We start from the raw sequence: 19,506 nt of genomic DNA, 5'->3' as shown, positions 1-19,506 counted from the left end.
CCGAGGTTACCGGTGCGGGCCGGGGCGTCCGGACGGCGCCTCGACCCCGGGGCGCCCGGCGGGCGCCCCGGGCGCGGGCCCGGCCGGGGGTCAGCCCGTGTTCTGCAGTCCGGCGGCGACACCCTTGAGGGTGAGCAGCAGCAGGCGCCGCTGGTCGGCGGTCTCGTCCTCGCTCAGCTCGGCCGAGCCGTCCCGCAGCGCCCGCAGGGCCCTGAGCTGCAGGAGTGAGAGGGCGTCGACGTAGGGGTTGCGCAGCTGGACGGCGCGGCCGAGCACCCGGTGGCCCTCGAGCAGGCGGGTGTGCCCGGTGACGGCCAGCACCCACGACGTCGTGAGGTCCAGCTCGGTCATGACCATCTGGGCGAGGTCGTCCCGGTCCCCGAGCTCGAGGTAGCGCCTGGCGATGCGGTGGTCGGTCTTGGCCAGGGACATCTCGACGTTGTCGATCATCGTGGCGAGGAGGGGCCACTCGGCGTACGCCCGGCGCAGGAGGTCCAGGTCGCCGACGGCGTCCAGGGCGGTGCCCAGCCCGAACCAGCCGGTGAGGTTGATCCGCGCCTGGGTCCAGGCGAAGTTCCACGGGATGGCGCGCAGGTCCTCCAGGGACTCCACGCTCAGGCCACGGCGGGCGGGGCGCGAGCCGATGGCGAGCAGCCCGACCTCCTCCATGGGGGTGACCTCGGCGAACCAGGGCGCGAACCCCTCGGCGTGGATGAGGTCGTAGAACCGGGCGCGGGAGACCTCGTCGAGGCGCCCGGCCAGCTCGGCGTAGCGGCCGGCGGCCTCGGCGTTGCGCCGCTCGGTCGAGGGCGCCGACGCCATGAGCGTCGCGGCGGCGACCTGCTCGATGTGCCGCACCGCGATCTCACGGTTGCCGTAGCGCGCCTGGATGACCTCGCCCTGCTCGGTGACCTTGAACCGCAAATCCACCGAGTGGGGCGGCTGCGCCAGGACGGCCCGGTTGGCGGGGCCGCCGCCGCGCCCGAGGGCGCCGCCGCGGCCGTGGAACTGGGTGAGGGTGATGTCGTGCGTGCGGGCCCAGTCGGCGATGCGCTGCTGCGCCTCGTACAGGGCCAGCGTGGCCGAGACCGGTCCGACGTCCTTGGCGGAGTCGGAGTACCCCAGCATGACCTCGATCCGCCGCCCGGTGGCCTCGAGCCGCCGCTGCACGGCGGGGATGGCGAGCATCTCCTCGAGGACGTCGGGCGCGGCCCGCAGGTCGTCGAAGGTCTCGAAGAGCGGGATGACGTCGAGGACGGGTGCGGCCTCGGCGGAGCCCATCGCGGCCTCGGCGAGGGCGTAGACGTCGGCGAGGTTCTGCGCGGACTGGGTGAAGGAGACGATGTAGCGCCGGCACGCCTCGACGCCGTGGCGGGCCTGGACCGCCGCGATGGACCGGAAGGTGTCGAGCACCTCCTCCGGCGGGACCGCCGGTGCGGGCACGGCAGCCGGGTCCGCGAGCCACGCGAGGGTCTGGGCGTGGACCTTGGAGTGCTGGCGCACCTCGAGCTCGGCGAGGTGGAAGCCGAAGGTCCGCACCTGCCACACGAGGGTCTGCAGCTCGCCGTACGCGGCGCGGGCCGCGCCGGTGGCGACCAGGGAGGACTGGACGACGGCGAGGTCGGCCAGGAGCTCCTCGGGCCGGGCGTAGGCGAGGTCGGCGTCGCGCCGGCGGGTGGCGGCGATCCGCTCGGCGACCACCAGGAGGACCTGGCGGTGGGTCTCGCCCGGGGAGTTCTCCGCGGCCTGGCGGGTGACCTCCGGGGAGAGCTGGCGCTGACGCTGCCAGAGCGCGCCGAGCTCGGCGCTGGGCCGGGCGAACCGGTCGTCCAGGGTCAGGCCGAGGCCCACCCGACGGGTCACCTGCTCCAGGGCGGTGAGGATCCGGTCCGCCGACTGCGCGGCGGCCTGGCGCGTGATCGCCGCGGTGACGTTGGGGTTGCCGTCCCGGTCGCCGCCGATCCACGTGCCCAGGCGGACGAACGCCGGGGCGAGGGGCTCGGCCGCGCCGCGGCCCGAGCCGAGGAGCCAGTCGTCCAGGCGCCGGTAGACGGCCGGGAAGACGTCGAAGAGGGAGCTGTCGAAGACGGCGAGGGAGGTGCGCACCTCGTCCAGCGGGGACGGGTTGGCCGGGCGCAGCTGGGCGGTGCGCCAGAGGTTGTCGACCTCGGCGAGCATGCGCCGCTCGTTCTCGTCGCGCGCACCGGGCCCCAGGCGTGGGTCGTCGCGCTCGTCGAGGAGCTCGCCCAGGCGCCGCACGCTGCTCGCGACGGCGTTGCGGCGGGCCTCGGTGGGGTGGGCGGTGAGGACCGGGTGGAACCGGAGTGCCGCCAGCCGACGCCGGGCCTCGTCCTCGCCGACCTCGCCGGCGAGGTGGGCGTAGGCGGCGGCGACGGAATCGGAGGGGCGCTGCTCGGCGAGCGGCACCTCGCCGTCGCGCGCCCGCAGCGTCCGGACGCGGTGCTGCTCCTCGGCGAGGTTGCTCAGGTGGAAGTAGCAGGTGAAGGCCCGGGCCACCTCCTCGGCCCGGCCGGGCGCGAAGGAGGCCACGAGCTCCTCGGCGGCGGCGAGGTCGGCGCCGGGCTGCTCGACCGCGCCGATCGCGAGCTCGCGCAGGCGCTCGACGTCCTCGTAGAGGCCGGGCGAGCCGTACTCGGTCAGTACCCGGCCGAGCATCCCGCCCAGGAGCCGGACGTCGTCGCGCATGACCTCGGGCACCTCGTGGCGGGCCGCCCCGCGGGAGTGCTCGTCGCTGCGTGGGTTCATGGTCCTGAAGGCTACCGAGGGCCGCCGGTGCCGCGCCGTGACCGGAGCGTGAGGTTTCCCTCACCCCGACATGACCATTCCTTGAGACAGCGGCGGGAGCGGCTCGGCACCGCGCCGGGGGAGCCGGGGGTCAGAGCTCCCAGGTCGCCCCGGGCACGGCCACCTCGACCGGGCCGGCGAAGGTGGCCTCGGCCTCGGCCCGCACGACGGCGGGGTCGGTCCAGGGCTGGAGGTGGGTCAGGACCAGGCGGCGGGCGCCCCCCGCGGTGGCCGCGGCGCCCGCCCGGCAGCCGGTCATGTGGACCCCGCGGACGGTGTCCCGGCCCTCCTGGAACGCGGCCTCGGACAGCAGCAGGTCCACGCCCGTGGCCAGCTCGACCACCCCTCGGCACGAGTCGGTGTCACCGGTGTAGGCGACGGAGACCTCCGCGGGACCGTCCGGGACGCTGCCCGGACCGGTCACCCGGATGCCGTAGGCGGGGACGGGGTGCTCGACCGGGAAGGACTCCACCCGCAACGGCCCCACGCGCAGCGGCGTGGCGGGGTCGTGCTCGAGGAAGCGGAACTCCCCGGCGTAGGTCTCGCTCTCGGGGTCCCCGCCGACGCCGCGGACCCGCTCGAGGGCGCCCGAGGGGGCCAGGACGGGCACCGGGGCCAGGACGCCGTCGGGGTGCCAGCGGCGGTAGACCTGCATGCCGATGAGGTCGACCATGTGGTCGGCGTGCAGGTGGGTGATCGCCACGAGGTCGACCTCGGCGGGGTCGACGTGGTTGAGGAGCGCCCCCATCGCGCCGGGGCCGAGGTCGAGGACCACGGACCAGGTGCGGGCGGCGCCGTCGGGCCCGGGGCCGTCCGCCTGGACGAGGTAGCACGACGCCGGGGAGGCCGGTCCGGACATCGAGCCCGAGCTGCCGATGACCGTCAGCCTCACCGGGCACCCTCCAGCTCGGCGGCGCCCTCGACCGCCACGACCTCCGGGCCGAGGAAGCGCCGGGCGAGACGCTGGAAGGAGCCTGTGTCGCCGGTCGCGAGGAACCGGTGCTCGGGTGGGCCGGACGCGGGGTCGCGCTCGAGGTCGTGCGCGACGAGGGTGCGGTAGACGTCCTTGGCGGTCTCCTCGGCCGAGGAGACGAGCGTGACGTCCTCCCCCATGACGTAGGAGATGACGCCGGTGAGCAGCGGGTAGTGGGTGCAGCCCAGGACGAGGGTGTCCACCCCGGCGGCGCGCACGGGCGCGAGGTACTCCTCGGCGGCGGCGAGGACCTCCGGGCCGGAGGTGATGCCGCGCTCGACGAACTCCACGAACCGTGGGGCCGCGGCCATCGTCAGGTCCAGGTGCGGCGCGGCGGCGAAGGCGTCGCGGTAGGCGCCGGAGTCGATGGTCGCTTGCGTGCCGATCACCCCCACGCGCCCGCTGCGGGTGGCAGCGACGGCGCGGCGCACCGCGGGCTGGATGACCTCGACCACCGGCACGCCGGCGTCGACGGTGTAGCGCTCCCGCGCGTCGCGCAGGACGGCCGCCGAGGCGGAGTTGCACGCGATGACGAGCATCTTCACGCCCGAGACGACCAGGCGGTCCATGACGTCCAGGGCGAGCGCCCGGACCTGGGCGATGGGCTTGGGGCCGTACGGGGTGTTGGCGGTGTCGCCGATGTAGACGACGGACTCCCCCGGCAGCTGGTCGAGCACCGCGCGGGCGACGGTCAGTCCGCCCACCCCGGAGTCGAAGATGCCGATGGGTGCGTCGTCCATGGTGGGCGAGCCTACTTCGCGCGCCGGGCCCGCTCCATGGACTCGAGCAGTGACTCCTGCCACCACGTCAGGGCCGCGTACATCGTGGCCAGGGCGTCCGTCACCGGGTCGTGACCGTCGTCACCGTCGTCGCCGCCCGAGCGCGCGGACCGGGCACGGTCGTAGACCTCCTCGGCGTCGTCGTCGTCCTCGATCCCCAGGCGCGAGGCCAGCACGAGACGCACGTCGGTCAGGGCGGCCAGCCACGCCCCCTCCTGCCCCGTGCGCACGACGGCGGCGCCGCCGGGCCGGGCGGGCCCGCGCAGCTCGCGCCAGACCGTCTCGAGCCGGGAGACCTTGGCCGAGCGCAGGCCGCCCTCGGTCAGGGCACGCAGCTCCGCGGCGAGCTCGGGGTCGTCGTGGCTCATCGGCGGCAGCAGCCGGGCGAGGGCCGGGTCGGCGGGGGCGTCGGGGGCCAGGTGCCCGGCCGGGGTGAAGTCCAGGGCGGCGAGGACGGCGTCGTCGGGGGTGAGGCGCGTGCCGCCCGCGGCGGGCAGCTCGCCCGCGCCGGTGGACGTCCCGGCACCCGAGCCGGTCTCTGCCAGGCGGGTGCCGAGGAGCTCGGCGGTGTCGGCCACGAGGCGGGCCAGGACCGTGCGCTCGGTCTCGGCGAGCCTCGAGGCGTGCCCACCGGGCACGGGGACGAAGGCGTGCACTAGGCCTCCTGGTCCAGGGTCGCCCACAGCCCGTAGGAGTGCATGGCCTGCACGTCGACCTCCATCTGCTCGCGGTGGCCGGTGGAGACCACCGCCCGGCCCTGGGTGTGGACCTCCATCATCAGCCGGTGCGCGCGGGGCTCGTCGTAGCCGAAGTAGGTGCGGAAGACGTACGTCACGTAGCTCATGAGGTTGACCGGGTCGTCCCAGACGATGGTCCGCCAGGGCTGGTCGGCCTCGACCTCCTCGGCCTCGGCCGTCTCCTCGGCACGCTGCTCCACGGGCAGGGCGAGGGCCGGGACGGCGGGGGGTGGGCTCACACCCCCACTCTAGGCAGACCGGCGGGCCACTACCGTGTGGCCATGAGGACCACGGCGAGCACGGCGCTGCTCACGGACATGTACGAGCTGACCATGATCGAGGGAGCGGTGCGCTCGGGGACCGCCGAGCGGCACAGCGTCTTCGAGGTCTTCGCCCGACGGCTGCCGGCGGGACGCCGGTACGGCGTCGTCGCCGGGACCGCCCGCATCCTCGACGCGGTCGAGGCGTTCCGGTTCGGCCCGGCCGAGATCGACTACCTCGCGGCCGCGGGCGTCGTGAGCGAGGAGACCCTCGACCGGCTGGCGGGCTACCGCTTCGGCGGGGACATCACCGGCTACGCCGAGGGTGAGGTCTTCTTCCCCGGGTCACCGGTGCTGACGGTCGAGGGCACGTTCGCCGACGCCGTCGTGCTCGAGACGGTGATCCTGTCCATCCTCAACCACGACTGCGCCGTCGCGGCGGCCGCCTCCCGGATGACGGTGGCGGCGCACGGGCGACCCTGCCTGGAGATGGGTGCGCGGCGCACGCACGAGGCCGCCGCGGTGGCCGCCGCGCGCGCCGCCGTCGTGGGCGGGTTCGCGGGCACGTCGGTCCTCGAGGCGGGCCGCTCCTACGGCATCCGCACCATCGGGACGGCCGCTCACTCCTTCACCCTCCTCCACGACGACGAGGAGGCGGCCTTCGCCGCGCAGGTGGCGGCCCTCGGCCCGGGCACGACCCTGCTCGTGGACACCTACGACGTCCCGCGCGGCGTCGAGCGGGCGGTGGCGGCGGCGCGGGCGGGCGGCGGTGAGCTCGGCGCGGTGCGCCTGGACTCCGGGGACCTGGTGGCGCAGGCCTTCACCGTCCGCGAGCAGCTCGACGCGCTCGGGGCGACCTCGACGAGGATCACGGTGACCTCCGACCTGGACGAGCACGCCATCGCCGCCCTCGGTGCCGCACCGGTGGACTCCTACGGTGTGGGCACCAAGCTGGTCACCGGCTCCGGCCACCCGACGGCCGAGCTCGTGTACAAGATCGTCGCCCGGGAGGACGCCGACGGCCGGATGGAGGAGGTCGCCAAGGCGTCGGCCTCGAAGTCCTCGATGGGCGGGCACAAGGTGGCCGGCCGGGTGCTGGACGAGGCCGGCCGGGCCGTCGAGGAGCTCGTGGTCGCCACCTCCGACGTGGCCCGGGCGCGGACGGAGATCGAGCGTGCGGGGGCCCGGGCGCTGCAGGTACCGCTGGTGGTCGGCGGCGAGATCGTCGAGGAGCACCGTGGTCCCGGCGCCCTGGAGGCCGCCGCCCAGCGTCACCTCGACTCCCGGGCCGAGCTGCCGTACCAGGCCTGGCGCCTCAGCGAGGGCGAGCCGGCCATCCCCACCCGGCACGTGGACCTCGACCCGCGCGACGACGAGCGCCGCGCCCGCTGAGACCGCGCCGCGCGGCAGTCCTCGGGCTGCCGGGTCCGGCTCGCTGGATCGCGGCTCGCCGCCCGCTCGGATCGCCGACTCGCCGGTCACTCACCGCCCCGCGCGGGTTCACCAGACCGCAGCTCACCGGTCACCGGGCGCCCTCGCTGGTTCACCGGGGACGATCCGGCGGCTGTCAGCCGTCGGAAGTGACCCGACCCGCCGCATCCTCCCCGCTCGGCTGTCGGCGACGGCCACGCACGCGGCTCGGATCGCTGCGATCGGGAGTACCTCGGGTGCACTCGCTGCCCGACGCTGAGGTCCGCACGGCCCGGGGCGGCGAACCGGCGCCGACCGGTCGGCTGCGGCACGCGACCCGCGCCCGATGGCTCCGCCGGAGACGAGACCCGCGCCCGATGGCTCCGCCGGAGATGGCAGGAGGCCGCCCCCCAGTGGGGGGCGGCCTCCTGCGGGACCGGGCGCTGGGGCCCGGACCGGCTCAGACGCGCGACTTGCCGCGCGAGATCAGCGACATGATCAGCGAGACCACGACGATCGCGATGCCGATCCAGATGAGGATCTGGGCGGCCTCCACGGCGACACCCAGGATGAGCATGACGACGCCGACGATGATGAGAATGAGCCAGAGGGACATGGGGTTCCTCCCGTTTCTGTGAACGACTCCCGCCCCCGGGGTTCGGGGACGAGCCGTGCACCTTCGATGGTCACAGCGTGGCACCGCCGGGTCGGCCCCGCATCCCGAGACCGCACGTCAGCGCGGCGGGACGTCAGCTCCGGCCGACGAACCACTTCCGCAGGAGGGCGATCCGAGCCTCGATCTCCTCGGTGCGGGCGAGGGCCACCTCGGGCCCGCCGCACTTGTTTCGCAGCTCGGTGTGGACGACGCCGTGCGGGGTGCCCGACCGCCGCGACCACGCCGAGACGAGGCCGGAGAGCTCCTTGCGCGCGGCGGCCCGGCGGCGGTGGTCGTCGGCCCCGGCGTTGTGCCGACGGGTGGACTCGGCGGCCGACTGACGCTGCTGCGCCCGGACCTGCTCGGCCTGGCGGGCGCGCAGCAGCGTGGTCACCTGCTCGGGCTCGAGCAGGCCGGGGATCCCCAGGTACTCCTGCTCCTCGACCGAACCGACCTCGGCGCCGGTGCCGAACTCCCCGCCGTCGAAGAGCACCTTGTCGAAGGACGCCTGCGAGCCGAGGGCCTCGAAGCCGGGGAGCATGAGGGAGTCCGACGCCTGCTCGGCCTGGTTCGCCCGGGCGACGAGCGCGTCCTCGGGGTTGTAGAACGTGCCCTTCTCCTCGGCGGTGAGCACCCGGTCCAGGGCGTGGTCCCGCTCGACCTCGAGCTCGCCGGCCAGGCCGAGCAGGTGCGGGACCGAGGGCACGAACACCGACGCCGTCTCGCCCCGGCGCCGGGCGCGGACGAACCGGCCCACGGCCTGGGCGAAGAAGAGCGGCGTCGAGGTGGCGGTGGCGTAGACCCCCACCGCCAGGCGCGGGACGTCCACCCCCTCGGAGACCATCCGCACGGCGACCATCCACCGCTGCTCACCCTCGGAGAAGGCGTCGATGCGGGCCGAGGCCCCGTCGTCGTCGGACAGGACGGTCACCGCGGGCTCGCCCGTGATCTGCTCGAGCATCCGCGCGTAGGCGCGCGCCTTGGTCTGGTCGGTGGCGATGACGAGTCCGCCCGCGTCGGGCACCTGCCGGCGGACCTCGCTCAGCCGCTGGTCCGCCGCCGCGAGCACCGCGGGGACCCACTCCCCCGCCGGGTCCAGCGCCGTGCGCCACGCCTGGGCGGTGAAGTCCTTGGTCAGCGGCTCCCCCAGGGTGGCCGAGACCTCGTCGCCCGCTTTGGTCCGCCAGCGCATCTGCCCCGAGTAGGACAGGAAGATCACCGGCCGCACGACGCCGTCGCGGAGCGCGTCGCCGTAGCCGTAGGAGTAGTCCGGCCGGGAGCGGCGGATGCCGTCGGCGCCGCGCGCGTACTCCACGAACGGGATCGCCGCGGTGTCGGAGCGGAACGGGGTCCCTGTCAGCGCCAGGCGCCGCCGGGCCGGCTCGAACGCCTCGAGGGCGGCGTCGCCCCAGCTCAGCGCGTCGCCGCCGTGGTGGACCTCGTCGAGGATGACCAGCGTCGGCTCGGCGGTGGTGCGGGCCCGGTGCAGCGCGGGGTTGGCGGCCACCTGGGCGTAGGTCAGGGCCACGCCGTCGAAGGAGGCGCCGTGGCGGCCCTGGGCGTTGGTGAACGCGGGATCGAGGTGCACGCCGACCCGGGCCGCCGCGTCGGCCCACTGCGTCTTGAGGTGCTCGGTGGGGCAGACGACGGTCACCCGCCGCACGGTCCCGGCCGCGATGAGCTCGGTGGCGATCCGCAGGGCGAACGTCGTCTTGCCGGCCCCGGGCGTGGCGACGGCGAGGAAGTCCCGCGGCTGACGCTCGAGGTACTGGGCCAGGGCGTCCGCCTGCCAGGCGCGCAGGCGCGAGGCCGTGCCCCAGGCTGCCCGCGCAGGGTAGGCGGGCGAGAGGCTCTCGGCCGCCGCCGTGGAGACGGCGGTCGGTCCGGCGGGGTGGCTCGGCGTCGAGCGGCGCAGGTGCTCGGCGCTCACTCCCCGCTTCCCGAGGAGGCGCCGTCCTTGCGGCCGCGCCCGAAGGGCCAGCCGCGACCCTTGCCGCCCTCGTCGCCGCCGGGGTTCATGCCCTCGAAGATCGCCTTGCAGGTGGGGCACACCGGGTACTTGTTCGGATCGCGTCCCGGCGTCCAGACCTTCCCGCACAGGGCCACCACCGGCTGGCCGGTGACGGCCGCGGCGGTGATCTTGTCCTTGCGGACGTAGTGGGCGTAGCGCTCGTCGTCCCCGGGTGAGACCTGCTCGCGCACCTCCTCGCGCTCGAGCACGCTCGTGCCGCTCGCGGGGGCGCTGGAGGGGGGTGCCGGCTGCTGCGGACCGGTGGGCCGGTCGGGGGTGGAGCTCATGGCACCCAGTCTAAGCACCGCCGCGGGTGGCCCACCCGGGTGCCACACCCGGGTGTCGACGTCGCAAGGGACCCAGGTCCCGACGGCGTCAGAGTCCCTGCCAGGAGGGCTTGCCGGCGAAGACCTCGCGGTAGTAGCCGGCCAGCTGCAGGCGCGACGCCGCGGCGTCGTCGACGAGCACGGTGGCTCGCGGGTGGTGCTGCATGATCGTGGCCGGCCACATCGCGCTGACGGGACCCTCGACCAGGTGGTGCACGGCCTCGGCCTTGCCGGCGCCGGTGGCGACGAGGACGAGGTGTCGGGCGGACATGATCGTCGCCAGACCCTGCGTGAGGCAGTGCCGCGGGACGGCCTCGACGTCGCCGTCGAAGAAGCGGGCGTTGTCCCGCCGGGTCTGGGAGGTCAGGGTCTTGATCCGGGTGCGCGAGGCGAGGGAGGAACCCGGCTCGTTGAAGGCGATGTGGCCGTCGCTGCCGATGCCGAGGAGCTGGAGGTCGACCCCGCCCGCGGCGGCGATGGCCGCCTCGTAGGCGGCGCACGCGGCGGGCAGGTCCTCGGCGTTGCCGTCGGGCCCCTGGACCGCGCCGGCAGGAAGGTCGACCCGCCCGGCGAACTCGCGCTCGATGACGTTCCGGTACCGCTCCGGGTGGTCGTCCGGCAGCCCGACGTACTCGTCGAGCATGAAGGCCCGCACCCGGGCGAGGCTCAGGACGCCCGCCTCGTACCGGCGGACGAGCTCGTCGTACACGGCCAGCGGGCTCGAACCCGTGGCCAGGCCGAGCACCGCGTCGGGGCGGGCCGCGAGGAGGCTCTGGACCTCGTCGGCCACGAGCCGGGCGATGGCCGCCGCGTCGGGCTGGATGACGACTTCCACGTCACTCTCCTGGTGCTCGGGGCGCGGGGCGCCGGGGACGCGGGGCGTCGCCGCCGCGCCGGTGAAGACGAGACGGGCAGGACCGGTGTGGTCCTGCCCGTCCCTCGCGCGTCAGCGCAGGGTCACTTGGCAACGGCCTTCTTCAGGGCCGAGCCGGCGGAGATCTTGACGCCGTAGCCGGCGGGGATCTGGATCTCCTCGCCGGTGCGGGGGTTGCGACCGGTGCGGGCGGCGCGCTCGACGCGCTCCACGCTCAGCAGACCGGTGACCTTGACGGCCTCGCCCTTGCCGAGGGAGTCCACGAGGACGTCCTGCAGCGCGGACAGGGCGGCGTCGGCCTGGGTCTTGGAGAGCGAGGCGCGCTCGGCGACGGCGGCGACGAGCTCGGTGCGGTTGACGGACATAGAAACCCTCTCATCGTTCGGAACGGGCACCCGTATCGGGTGCCGCTGCGCCCGACACTACGCACAGCCGGGCGCCGATGTCGTCCGCACACGCCACTTTTCCGCGTGTCTGCGCCGATCTGGCCGTCTTGAGAGACCGTCGGTCCACCCCACCCGTCACATCTGTCACACAGGCCACACTGGGCGTCGTCTGCGCGCGCCGGGTGCCGCCGTGCCGCCCCGCTCAGCCGCGAGCGCCGCCGGGGCCCATCGCGGAGCGCCGCCACGCCTCCCGCTCGTCCCGCGCCGGTCGCGGGGAGTAGCCGCCCTCACCGCGGTCGGCGAGCTCGGGGTCGTCGCCCTGCTGCCCGCCCACCTCCTCGGTCGTGGTGCGCAGCAGGTTCATCGCCGCGTCGGCCCGCACGATCGACTCGAGCATCAGCTCGGCGCCCTCCACCATGCCAGGGGTCGGTGCGAACACACCACCGTGGAGGTGCGCCTCCACGCACGGCACCATCACCGTCTCCCGCACCGGATGCATCTGCAGGGCGCTGAGGACACCGCGCAGCGCCTCGGCGCCCCGGATACCGGCGGTCATCCCCGACCCGTACGAGACGATGCCGGCGGGCTTGAACGCCCACTCCTGCACGAGGAAGTCGAGGGCGTTCTTCAGCAGGGCCGGGTACCCGCGGTTGTACTCGGGCATGACGAAGACGAAGGCGTCCTGGCTCTCGACCCGCTCCGACCAGCGCAGGGTGTGCGGGTGCATGTAGCGCCGGTAGCGGGGCAGGAACGGCTCGTCGAACAGGGGCAGGGCGACCTGCTGGAGGTCGATCTCGTCCACGTCGAAGGCGCGGCAGTGCCGGGCCCGCTCCGCGACCCACGCGGCGATGGGGCTGCCCGTGCGGTTGGGGCTCGTGGACGCCGAGACGATGGCGAGTCGGATCACGGTTACTCCTCCGCCGTTGGGTCGAACCGGACGTTCCGGCACACTACCGGCGCCTCGCCGCGCCGCCCCGGGACCGGGGTCCCGCCCGCCGCTCCCGGGCGAGCGCTACCCGCCCCGGCCGGGGCCCCTCCGGCACCCGCTCCGCCGCGGCCCGGCACGCACGGGGCGGTGATCGGGGGCAGGATGGACGCCGGACAACGACGAGAGGGGAAGCGGACATGGAGGAACGGGTGCTGGGCGCGACGGGGCGCGAGGTCTCGGTGGTGGGCCTGGGGACATGGCAGCTGGGCGCGGACTGGGGTGAGGTGGACGAGTCCCAGGCGCGCGGTGTGCTCGAGGCGGCCGTCGACGCCGGGGTGACGTTCTTCGACACCGCCGACGTCTACGGCGACGGGCGCAGCGAGTCGATCATCGGTGCCTTCCTGCGCGCGCACGCCGGGCCGGCGGTCACCGTCGCGACGAAGATGGGCCGGCGGGTCGAGCAGGTGCCCGAGAACTACCACCTCGAGGCGTTCCGGGCCTGGACCGACCGGTCCCGGCAGAACCTCGGGGTCGAGCGGCTCGACCTGGTCCAGCTGCACTGCCCGCCCACCGTGGTCCACGGTGACGACGCCGTCTTCGAGGCGCTCGAGACCCTCGTGGACGAGGGCCGGATCGCGGCCTACGGCGTCAGCGTCGAGACCTGCGACGAGGCCCTCGCCGCCATGGAGCACCCGGGCCTGGCGAGCGTGCAGATCATCCTCAACGCCTTCCGCCGCAAGCCCCTCGAGCAGGTGCTGCCCACCGCCGCGGAGAAGGGCGTGGGGATCATCGCGCGGGTGCCGCTGGCCTCGGGGCTGCTGTCCGGGCGCTACACCCACGACACGGTCTTCGCCCCGCGCGACCACCGCACCTACAACCGTCACGGCGAGAGCTTCGACGTCGGGGAGACCTTCTCGGGGGTCGACTACGACACGGGCGTGGACGCCGCGAGGGAGTTCAGCGCCCTCGCCGCCGAGCTCGGGCCGGCGGGCGCCACCCCGGCGCAGGTGGCGCTGCGGTGGATCGTCCAGCAGCCGGGCGTGACCTCCGTGATCCCCGGGGCGCGCAACGCGGAGCAGGCGCGCGCCAACGCCGCCGCGGGTGAGCTGCCCGAGCTCTCCGAGGAGCTGCTCGCCGCGGTCGAGCGCCTCTACGACGAGCGGATCCGGGCGCAGGTCCACCACCGCTGGTAGCGCTCACAGCCACGCCAGCGAGGCGGAGCCGTACTCCTGCGGCGGGGGGTGGTCCCACAGCCGGCCCCCCACCCGCAGGGGGACGGGGACGTACGTGAGCGTGCCACGGTAGGTGACGGCGGTGCGCCGCTCCCCCGTCACCGCCGGATCGCCCGGCGGACCCTCCGGCGGGGCCGGGCTCGCGAGGAGCTCCCCCGCCGTGCGCGCGAGGCTGATCCGCACCCGGCCGCCGCGAGCAGGCGCATGGCGGCCGCGGCCGCCGGGTAGCCGGTGGCGTGGTCGAGGGCCTGGACGGGCAGGGCGCCGGGGCGCCACGCCCCGTCGGGCGCCGTCGTGCCGTACCGCTCGGCGATGCCGGTGGCGGCCTGCACGAGGCTGTCGAAGCCGCGCTCGTGCGCCCACGGCCCCCGGCCCCAGGCGGACAGCTCGACGACGACGAGCCGGGGGTGGCGCAGCGCCAGGGCTGCGCCGTCGAGACCGAGACGGCCCAGGGCTCCGGGCCGGTACCCCGCGACGACGGCGTGGGCGGTGCCCAGGAGCTCCTCGACGCGCGCCGCTGTGGCGTGGTCGCGCAGGTCGGCCACGGCCGAGCGCTTCGCGAAGCCGGTGTCGAGGTGCTGGTCGGGCAGCTCCGGCAGGTGTGGCGGGTCCACCCTGAGGACGTCCGCACCGAGGGCCCCGAGCACCCGGGTGGCCGTGGGACCGGCGATGACCCGGGTGAGGTCGAGGATCCGCACCCCGGCGAGCGGCGCCCCCGGGGGTGGCGTCGCGGGGAGGACCCTGGCCGGGCCGGCGGCGGTCATCGCGACGAGCGGCCCGCCGCCGTGGCCGAGGCCGCGCCACCGACGCTCGCTCCGCACGGCCGCCGCGGCCCCTCCGCGGGCCCGCACGCGCGCCTCGACCTCCGCGGCGGGCAGGCGGGCCACCGCGCGGGCCACCGGGTCCCGACGCTCGTCGCCGTCCGCCGCGCCGCCGTCGAGGTGCAGGGCGTCGAGGTGCAGGGCGTCGAGCAGGGCACGGCGGTGGTGGGGGTAGTTGGCGTGCAGGCGCACCCACCCGTCGGCAGCGGCGAAGAATCCGGACAGGGGCGCCCACGCCTGGAGCGGCCGGCCGTCGAGGCGCAGGTGGCCGAAGGAGTCGAAGGCCGCGGCGACGTCCTGGCTGTCGACGGAGACGGCCAGGTCGGTGCCCCGGGCTGCCGCGAGCTCTGCGGCGGCGCGCGCACACTCCCGCACGGACGCCACGGCGAGCCCCTCGACGTCGAGCGGACCCGCCCACAGGCGTCGAGGTCCGGTGACCGGCACGGGTCCGACGGTCGGCACGGGTCCGACGGTCGGCACGGGTCCGACGGTCGGCACGGGTCGGGTGACCACGTCCGTCACGGCCGGGACGTCGGACCCGTCGGCTGCACCCGGCAGCTCCGGCCAGCCGTGCTCCACCATGGACGGCACCCTAGAGACGCGGGCCCGACGCCGGAAGGTCCCAGGCGCGTCAACCCAGGTGCCGCGCCACCACGGTGACCAGGGCCTCGACGTCCTCCTCGGTGGAGTCGAACGAGGCGACCGCCCGCACGGTCCCCGCGTCCCAGGCGAGGACCGGAGCCTCGGCCACCAGCGCCGGCAGCACGCGCGGGTCGACCGCGAAGAACACGGCGTTGGCCTCGACGGGGTGGCGCAGCGCGACGCCGAGGTCGCCCAGGCGCGCGGCGAGGTGGTCGGCGACGGCGTTGGCGTGGCGGGCCCCGGTCAGCCACAGGTCGTCCGTGAGCAGGGCGAGGAGCTGGGCGGAGACGAATCGCATCTTCGAGGCCAGCTGGGTGGACGCCTTGCGCAGGCGGTCCACCGGCTCGGCGAGCGCGGGGTCCAGGACGAGGACGGCGTCGCCGAACATGGCGCCGTTCTTGGTGGCACCCAGGGAGACGACGTCCGCGCCGGCGCAGGCCTCGGCGAGACCGACGTCGTGGCGGGCGGCGGCGTTGGCCAGCCGCGCGCCGTCGACGTGGACCCGGGCCCCCCGGTCGCGGGCGAACGCGGTGACGGCGGCGAGCTCGGCGCCGGTGTAGACCGTGCCCAGCTCGGTGCTCTGGGCCAGGCTCACGGCCGCCGGCCGGGCGTGGTGGACGGTGCCGTCGTAGGCGTCGAACGCCGGCGCGAGGGTGGCCGGCGTCGCCTTGCCGCCGGCGTGCGCGACGGTGACGATCCGGGTCCCGCCGACCAGCTGTGGCGCCGTGGACTCGTCGGTGACCATGTGGGAGACCTCGGTGGCGACGGCGGCGTCCCACCGCTGGAGCATCGCCTGCAGGGCGACGACGTTCGCGCCGGTGCCGTTGAAGACCGGGAAGATCCGCGCGTCCGGGCCGAAGACCTCGCTCACCCTCTCGCCGAGCGCGGCGGTGGTCCGGTCCCCGCCGTACGAGGGTTCGTGGCCCTCGCCCGCCGCCGCGATGGCGGCCAGGACGGCCGGGTGGACGCCGGAGGCGTTGTCGGAGGTGAAGCCGCGGGAGGTCATGGACCGATTCTCCCGCGGGCGGCGTAACCCACCGGACATCTTCACCCCCTACGTTGCCCGCATGGCAGCGACGACGGCTCGCGGGCCCGTCCCTAGGGTTGGGCCATGAACGCACCGGTGGCCCCCGCACGGGTCGACCCCTTCATCGGCACCGAGGTCACCGACCTGCCCCACCGCACCGGGCTGGCGGCGCGCTGGTGGTCACCCAAGCCGCAGATCGGCAACACCCACCCGGGCGCGACCTACCCGCTCGGGATGGTCTCCGCCTGCGCCTACTCCGGGGCCTACCCCACCGGCTACGGGCGCTACGACCTCAGCACCGAGGGCGTGCCGGCCCCGATGCACGACCGTCAGCTCGCCTCGGGCGTGACCCACTTCCAGCAGTCGGGCACCGGAGCGATCCGCAAGTACTACAACTACTTCCGCGTCACCCCCATGGTCGAGCCCCTGGACGCCCTGGGCACCCTGTGGGAGATCGAGGACGAGGAGGCCGAGCCGGGCTGGTACAGCGCCACGCTGTCCACGGGGATCCGGTGCGAGGTGACGGTGGGGCCCAAGAGCGCCGTGCACCGGTACACGTTCCCGCGCCACCACGACGCCCGGCTCGTGGTCGACCTCTCCCTCGGCGGTCTGGCCATCCCCTTCGGCGCGACCGTGCCGCTGCGGGCGTACCTGCAGAGCGTGGGACCGGGGGTGGCGCAGGGCCAGATCGTCGTCGAGGGCGCGCCCCTGGCCGTGCACCTGGAGTGCGACACCGACTGGCGTCAGCTGCTGTGGTACGACCGGCGGCTCATGCCCGGCGGGACCCGGCTGGACTTCGACGCCATCCGCCCCACCACCCTGCGCTCCTTCGGGCTCATGTGGGCCGGGCCGGCCGAGGCCGGGCAGAGCGTGGAGCTGCGCATGGGCTTCTCGCTGCGGGGGCCCGAGCAGGCGAGGGAGAACCTCTACCTCGACTGCGGCCCGGCCCGCTCGAGCTTCGCCTCCCGCCGGGCGGCCACGGCGAGGACCTGGGCGGAGCACCTCGACCTCGTCGAGGTCGAGACCTCCTCCCCCGAGCGCCGGACCGTCTTCTCCACCGCCCTCTACCACTCTCTCGTCAAGCCCTCCTTCGCCCCGGCCGAGAGCCCCTTCTGGCCCGGGGACGGGCCGTTCGCCTTCGACATCTCCACGATGTGGGACATCTACCGCACCCAGCTGCCGCTGCTGACGACGCTGCTGCCCCGCCGCGCCGTCGAGCTCGCCCGGGCCCTGCTGACCATCTGCGAGGAGGAGGGCAACCTCCCCGTCGGCTACCGCATGGCCCGCGGGGCCGACCGGTTCTCGCGGCAGGGCAGCGCGCTCGCCCACACGTTCCTGGCGGACCTGTGCCAGGCCGGCCTGCCGCTGGACTGGGACTGGGCCCTGGTCCACATGCACAACGACCTTCGCCGCACCTACGGCGAGGAGTACCTCCTGCGCGGGGTGGCCCACCCCATCAGCCACACCCTCGACCTCGCGTTCGGGTACTGGTGCACCGCCAAGGTCGCCGCCCACGTCGGTGACCGGACGCTCGCCGCCCAGTTCGACCGCCTCGCCCGCGGGTGGGCCGCGGCCTACGACCCCGCGACCGGACTGCTGCGCGACTCCACCTTCTACGAGGGCGGACCGTGGAACTACTCCTTCCGACTGCTGCACGACATGGCCGCCCGGATCGACCTCGCCGGGGGCGACGAGGCGTTCGTCGGCATGCTCGACACCTTCTTCGGCTACGGCGCTGCCCCCGTGCGGCTGCCGGGCCTGGCCCCCACGACGGCGGAGCTCGCCGAGGGCTACGCGCTGGGCCGGTTCGAGGGCCTCAACAACGAGCCGGACATGGACGCCCCGTGGGCCTACCACTACGCCGGGCGCCCGGACCGCACCGCCGAGGTCGTCCACGCCGTGGTCAACCAGCAGTTCGGGACCGGCCGGGGCGGCCTGCCGGGCAACGACGACTCCGGCGGGCTGAGCTCGTGGTACGTCTGGGCCTCGCTCGGGCTCTTCCCCGTGGCGGGTCAGCACCTCTTCCTCGTCAACGCCCCGTCCTTCCCCCGCGCGCGCCTGGCGGTCGCCGGCGGGGCCTTCGAGATCACCACGACCGGGTTCGTCGAGCCGGAGCCCGGCGGTCGTGCACAATACGTCCGCGCCGCCACGCTGAACGGCGAGCCCCTGGAGCGCACCTGGCTCGGCGGCGACGAGGTCCACCACGGTGGCCACCTCGCCCTCGAGCTCGGTGACACCCCCACCGGGTGGGGCCACGACGGTCGACCGCCGTCGGCCTCCACCCACCCCATCCCCCGACCGGAGGTTCCATGACCGAGCGACCCGACCGCCGCCTGGTGATCGTCGTGCGCGCCGACCCGGTGATCTGCGGCCACTCCGGCGAGGCGCGCAACCTCGCCGAGGCGGCGCTGACCCGAGGCTTCGACGAGGTCCGGATCCTCACGTGGCCGCTGGAGCGGCTGGAGGCGACCGGCCTGCCCCTCAAGCCCCTCGACGGCGTCCTGCCCTACAGCCCCGGGATCGTCGTCGAGCGCCCGGCCCCGGTCGGGGACTACAAGGTCCCCGACGGGCGCTACCTCGCCGGCCTGACGGGCCGCCTGGTCGAGCTCTTCACCGACGGCGTGCCCACCGTGTGCCTGTCGCTGTACCTCAGCCCGCACACCGTGGCCGTCGCCGACGCCGTCCGGGTCGCCAGGGACACCGGCCTGCCGGTGGAGGTCACGACCATCGCCGAGGCGGTCGGCTCCGACGTCACCAACGTCGTGCGCGCCTGCGTGGCGGAGGACCGGTTCGGGGCCGCCGCCCACGTCCTGTCGTCCTACCTCGCCCAGGACCACTGCGTGGCCGTCTCGGCGTACACCCGCGACCTCATCATCGCCGAGGCCGCCGCGATCGACGCCCGCCACGGTACCGACTACGCGCGGCGGTGCCGCGAACGCATCGGGATCTCCTACCCGGCGATCGACACCAGGGCCTACCTCGACCTGGCGGACGCCGAGGTCGAGGCGGTCCTGGCCCGTCGGGGCCTGCGCGGGGACGGATACGTCCTCTTCCTCTCCCGGCTCAGCCGCGCCAAGGGCGTCGACGACCTCATCGCCGGGTTCGCCGCGAGCGAGGGCGCGACGGGGCTGCGCCTGGTCGTCGCCGGCCGCGGGCCGGAGGCGGAGGAGCTGCGGGCGGTCGCGGCGGCGTCGCCGGCGGCCGGGCGGATCGTCTTCCTCGACGACGTCGACGACGCCGAGAAGCCGGCCCTCATGGCCGGGTGCGCGGCGTACGTCCTGCCGAGCAAACCGCGGCCGGAGTTCGTGGAGACCTTCGGCATCGCCCTGGTGGAGAAGATGCTCGCCGGCGGCGGCCCGGTGGTCACGACGGAGACGGGCGGGATCGGCGAGGCCGTGGGCGACCACGCCCTCATCGTGCCGGTGGACGACCCGGGCGCCATCGCCGCGGCCCTGGACCGGGTGGCGGCGATGCCGGCGGAGGAGCGGGCCCGGCGCGAGCGCGAGGCCCGCGCCCACGCCCTGCAGTTCGACCGCGGCGCGGTCTTCGACGCGCTGTTCGCCCGGCTCGGCCCGCTCTCGGCCGCACCGGCCGCACCAGCCGCGGCGCCGGTGCCCTGACCGGGCCGGTCACCGCACGA

General features: G+C 75.1%; 18 protein-coding genes. 4 read left to right on the top strand and 14 right to left on the bottom strand.

Features of this window, described 5'->3' with window-relative positions; all coding sequences use genetic code 11:
* Nucleotides 1–90 precede the first annotated feature (90 nt).
* From EDD32_RS10895 to clpS, 5 genes are all read right to left on the bottom strand, one after another.
* Nucleotides 91–2,766: a phosphoenolpyruvate carboxylase gene (locus EDD32_RS10895; RefSeq protein ID WP_123917421.1), complete on the bottom strand. Its 2,676-nt coding sequence runs from the start codon at nucleotides 2,764–2,766 to the stop codon at nucleotides 91–93.
* A 130-nt stretch (nucleotides 2,767–2,896) separates the two neighbouring features.
* Nucleotides 2,897–3,697: an MBL fold metallo-hydrolase gene (locus EDD32_RS10890; protein ID WP_123917419.1), complete on the bottom strand. Its 801-nt coding sequence runs from the start codon at nucleotides 3,695–3,697 to the stop codon at nucleotides 2,897–2,899.
* Nucleotides 3,694–4,518, bottom strand: coding sequence for a glutamate racemase (gene murI, locus EDD32_RS10885; RefSeq protein WP_123917417.1), 825 nt, complete (start codon nucleotides 4,516–4,518; stop codon nucleotides 3,694–3,696). The genes EDD32_RS10890 and murI overlap by 4 nt, the downstream gene beginning before the upstream one ends.
* A gap of 11 nt (nucleotides 4,519–4,529) precedes the next feature.
* Nucleotides 4,530–5,213 (bottom strand): DUF2017 family protein, encoded by a 684-nt coding sequence (locus tag EDD32_RS10880; protein WP_170175266.1) that lies wholly within the window; start codon nucleotides 5,211–5,213, stop codon nucleotides 4,530–4,532.
* On the bottom strand, nucleotides 5,213–5,533 hold the full coding sequence (gene clpS / locus EDD32_RS10875; RefSeq protein ID WP_123917413.1) for an ATP-dependent Clp protease adapter ClpS: 321 nt from the start codon (nucleotides 5,531–5,533) through the stop codon (nucleotides 5,213–5,215). Before clpS ends, EDD32_RS10880 begins: the two co-directional genes overlap by 1 nt.
* Before the next feature lie 42 nt (nucleotides 5,534–5,575).
* Between clpS and EDD32_RS10870 the strand changes: the two genes are divergently transcribed.
* Nucleotides 5,576–6,946, top strand: coding sequence for a nicotinate phosphoribosyltransferase (locus EDD32_RS10870; protein ID WP_123917411.1), 1,371 nt, complete (start codon nucleotides 5,576–5,578; stop codon nucleotides 6,944–6,946).
* A 478-nt stretch (nucleotides 6,947–7,424) separates the two neighbouring features.
* Here the strand turns inward: EDD32_RS10870 and EDD32_RS10865 are convergent, their stop codons facing one another.
* The 6 genes from EDD32_RS10865 to EDD32_RS10840 form a co-directional block, all read right to left on the bottom strand.
* Nucleotides 7,425–7,580 carry a hypothetical protein gene (locus tag EDD32_RS10865; protein WP_123917409.1) on the bottom strand — a complete coding sequence of 52 codons (156 nt, stop codon included), beginning with the start codon at nucleotides 7,578–7,580 and terminating at the stop codon, nucleotides 7,425–7,427.
* Nucleotides 7,581–7,713: 133 nt separating this feature from the next.
* Complete coding sequence (locus EDD32_RS10860) at nucleotides 7,714–9,549, bottom strand: DEAD/DEAH box helicase (protein WP_246006091.1); 1,836 nt, start codon at nucleotides 9,547–9,549, stop codon at nucleotides 7,714–7,716.
* Nucleotides 9,546–9,917 (bottom strand): DUF3039 domain-containing protein, encoded by a 372-nt coding sequence (locus EDD32_RS10855; protein WP_123917407.1) that lies wholly within the window; start codon nucleotides 9,915–9,917, stop codon nucleotides 9,546–9,548. The genes EDD32_RS10860 and EDD32_RS10855 overlap by 4 nt, the downstream gene beginning before the upstream one ends.
* An 88-nt stretch (nucleotides 9,918–10,005) precedes the next feature.
* Nucleotides 10,006–10,791, bottom strand: coding sequence for a glucosamine-6-phosphate deaminase (gene nagB / locus EDD32_RS10850; protein ID WP_123917405.1), 786 nt, complete (start codon nucleotides 10,789–10,791; stop codon nucleotides 10,006–10,008).
* Nucleotides 10,792–10,913: 122 nt separating this feature from the next.
* Nucleotides 10,914–11,195: an HU family DNA-binding protein gene (locus EDD32_RS10845; protein ID WP_123917403.1), complete on the bottom strand. Its 282-nt coding sequence runs from the start codon at nucleotides 11,193–11,195 to the stop codon at nucleotides 10,914–10,916.
* Between the two features lie 223 nt (nucleotides 11,196–11,418).
* On the bottom strand, nucleotides 11,419–12,123 hold the full coding sequence (locus EDD32_RS10840; protein ID WP_123917401.1) for an NADPH-dependent FMN reductase: 705 nt from the start codon (nucleotides 12,121–12,123) through the stop codon (nucleotides 11,419–11,421).
* A 218-nt stretch (nucleotides 12,124–12,341) separates the two neighbouring features.
* On the opposite strand from EDD32_RS10840, the gene EDD32_RS10835 reads away from it, so the two are divergent.
* The gene (locus EDD32_RS10835; protein ID WP_123917400.1) at nucleotides 12,342–13,337 is read left to right on the top strand and encodes an aldo/keto reductase; all 996 of its coding nucleotides are present in this window, start codon (nucleotides 12,342–12,344) and stop codon (nucleotides 13,335–13,337) included.
* Between the two features lie 3 nt (nucleotides 13,338–13,340).
* Here the strand turns inward: EDD32_RS10835 and EDD32_RS19505 are convergent, their stop codons facing one another.
* The 3 genes from EDD32_RS19505 to EDD32_RS10825 are packed head-to-tail and all read right to left on the bottom strand — an operon-like array spanning nucleotide 13,341 to nucleotide 15,845.
* A complete protein-coding gene (locus EDD32_RS19505; protein WP_246006090.1) occupies nucleotides 13,341–13,478 on the bottom strand; it encodes a hypothetical protein in 138 nt (45 codons plus the stop codon).
* Complete coding sequence (locus EDD32_RS10830) at nucleotides 13,475–14,779, bottom strand: CoA transferase (RefSeq protein WP_246006089.1); 1,305 nt, start codon at nucleotides 14,777–14,779, stop codon at nucleotides 13,475–13,477. The genes EDD32_RS19505 and EDD32_RS10830 overlap by 4 nt, the downstream gene beginning before the upstream one ends.
* 49 nt (nucleotides 14,780–14,828) lie before the next feature.
* Nucleotides 14,829–15,845, bottom strand: coding sequence for a threonine aldolase family protein (locus EDD32_RS10825; RefSeq protein WP_211338801.1), 1,017 nt, complete (start codon nucleotides 15,843–15,845; stop codon nucleotides 14,829–14,831).
* Nucleotides 15,846–15,950: 105 nt separating this feature from the next.
* Between EDD32_RS10825 and EDD32_RS10820 the strand changes: the two genes are divergently transcribed.
* Together EDD32_RS10820 and EDD32_RS10815 are read left to right on the top strand one after the other, a co-directional pair.
* Nucleotides 15,951–18,179, top strand: coding sequence for a glycoside hydrolase domain-containing protein (locus EDD32_RS10820; RefSeq protein ID WP_123917396.1), 2,229 nt, complete (start codon nucleotides 15,951–15,953; stop codon nucleotides 18,177–18,179).
* The gene (locus EDD32_RS10815; protein ID WP_123917394.1) at nucleotides 18,176–19,486 is read left to right on the top strand and encodes a glycosyltransferase; all 1,311 of its coding nucleotides are present in this window, start codon (nucleotides 18,176–18,178) and stop codon (nucleotides 19,484–19,486) included. The genes EDD32_RS10820 and EDD32_RS10815 overlap by 4 nt, the downstream gene beginning before the upstream one ends.
* The last annotated feature ends 20 nt before the right edge of the window (nucleotides 19,487–19,506 follow it).

The organism is Georgenia muralis (assembly GCF_003814705.1).
Taxonomy (GTDB): domain Bacteria; phylum Actinomycetota; class Actinomycetes; order Actinomycetales; family Actinomycetaceae; genus Georgenia; species Georgenia muralis.
Note: the sequence above shows the minus strand (reverse complement) of the source record. Positions and strands in the feature narration are given on the sequence as shown.

Coding starts and splice junctions, on each gene's coding strand:
- EDD32_RS10895 (WP_123917421.1), bottom strand. CDS start 2,766: ATGAACCCACGCAGCGACGAGCACTCCCGCGGGGCGGCCCGCCACGAG.
- murI (WP_123917417.1), bottom strand. CDS start 4,518: ATGGACGACGCACCCATCGGCATCTTCGACTCCGGGGTGGGCGGACTG.
- EDD32_RS10870 (WP_123917411.1), top strand. CDS start 5,576: ATGAGGACCACGGCGAGCACGGCGCTGCTCACGGACATGTACGAGCTG.
- EDD32_RS10865 (WP_123917409.1), bottom strand. CDS start 7,580: ATGTCCCTCTGGCTCATTCTCATCATCGTCGGCGTCGTCATGCTCATC.
- EDD32_RS10855 (WP_123917407.1), bottom strand. CDS start 9,917: ATGAGCTCCACCCCCGACCGGCCCACCGGTCCGCAGCAGCCGGCACCC.
- EDD32_RS10845 (WP_123917403.1), bottom strand. CDS start 11,195: ATGTCCGTCAACCGCACCGAGCTCGTCGCCGCCGTCGCCGAGCGCGCC.
- EDD32_RS10835 (WP_123917400.1), top strand. CDS start 12,342: ATGGAGGAACGGGTGCTGGGCGCGACGGGGCGCGAGGTCTCGGTGGTG.
- EDD32_RS10830 (WP_246006089.1), bottom strand. CDS start 14,779: ATGGTGGAGCACGGCTGGCCGGAGCTGCCGGGTGCAGCCGACGGGTCC.
- EDD32_RS10825 (WP_211338801.1), bottom strand. CDS start 15,845: ATGACCTCCCGCGGCTTCACCTCCGACAACGCCTCCGGCGTCCACCCG.
- EDD32_RS10820 (WP_123917396.1), top strand. CDS start 15,951: ATGAACGCACCGGTGGCCCCCGCACGGGTCGACCCCTTCATCGGCACC.
- EDD32_RS10815 (WP_123917394.1), top strand. CDS start 18,176: ATGACCGAGCGACCCGACCGCCGCCTGGTGATCGTCGTGCGCGCCGAC.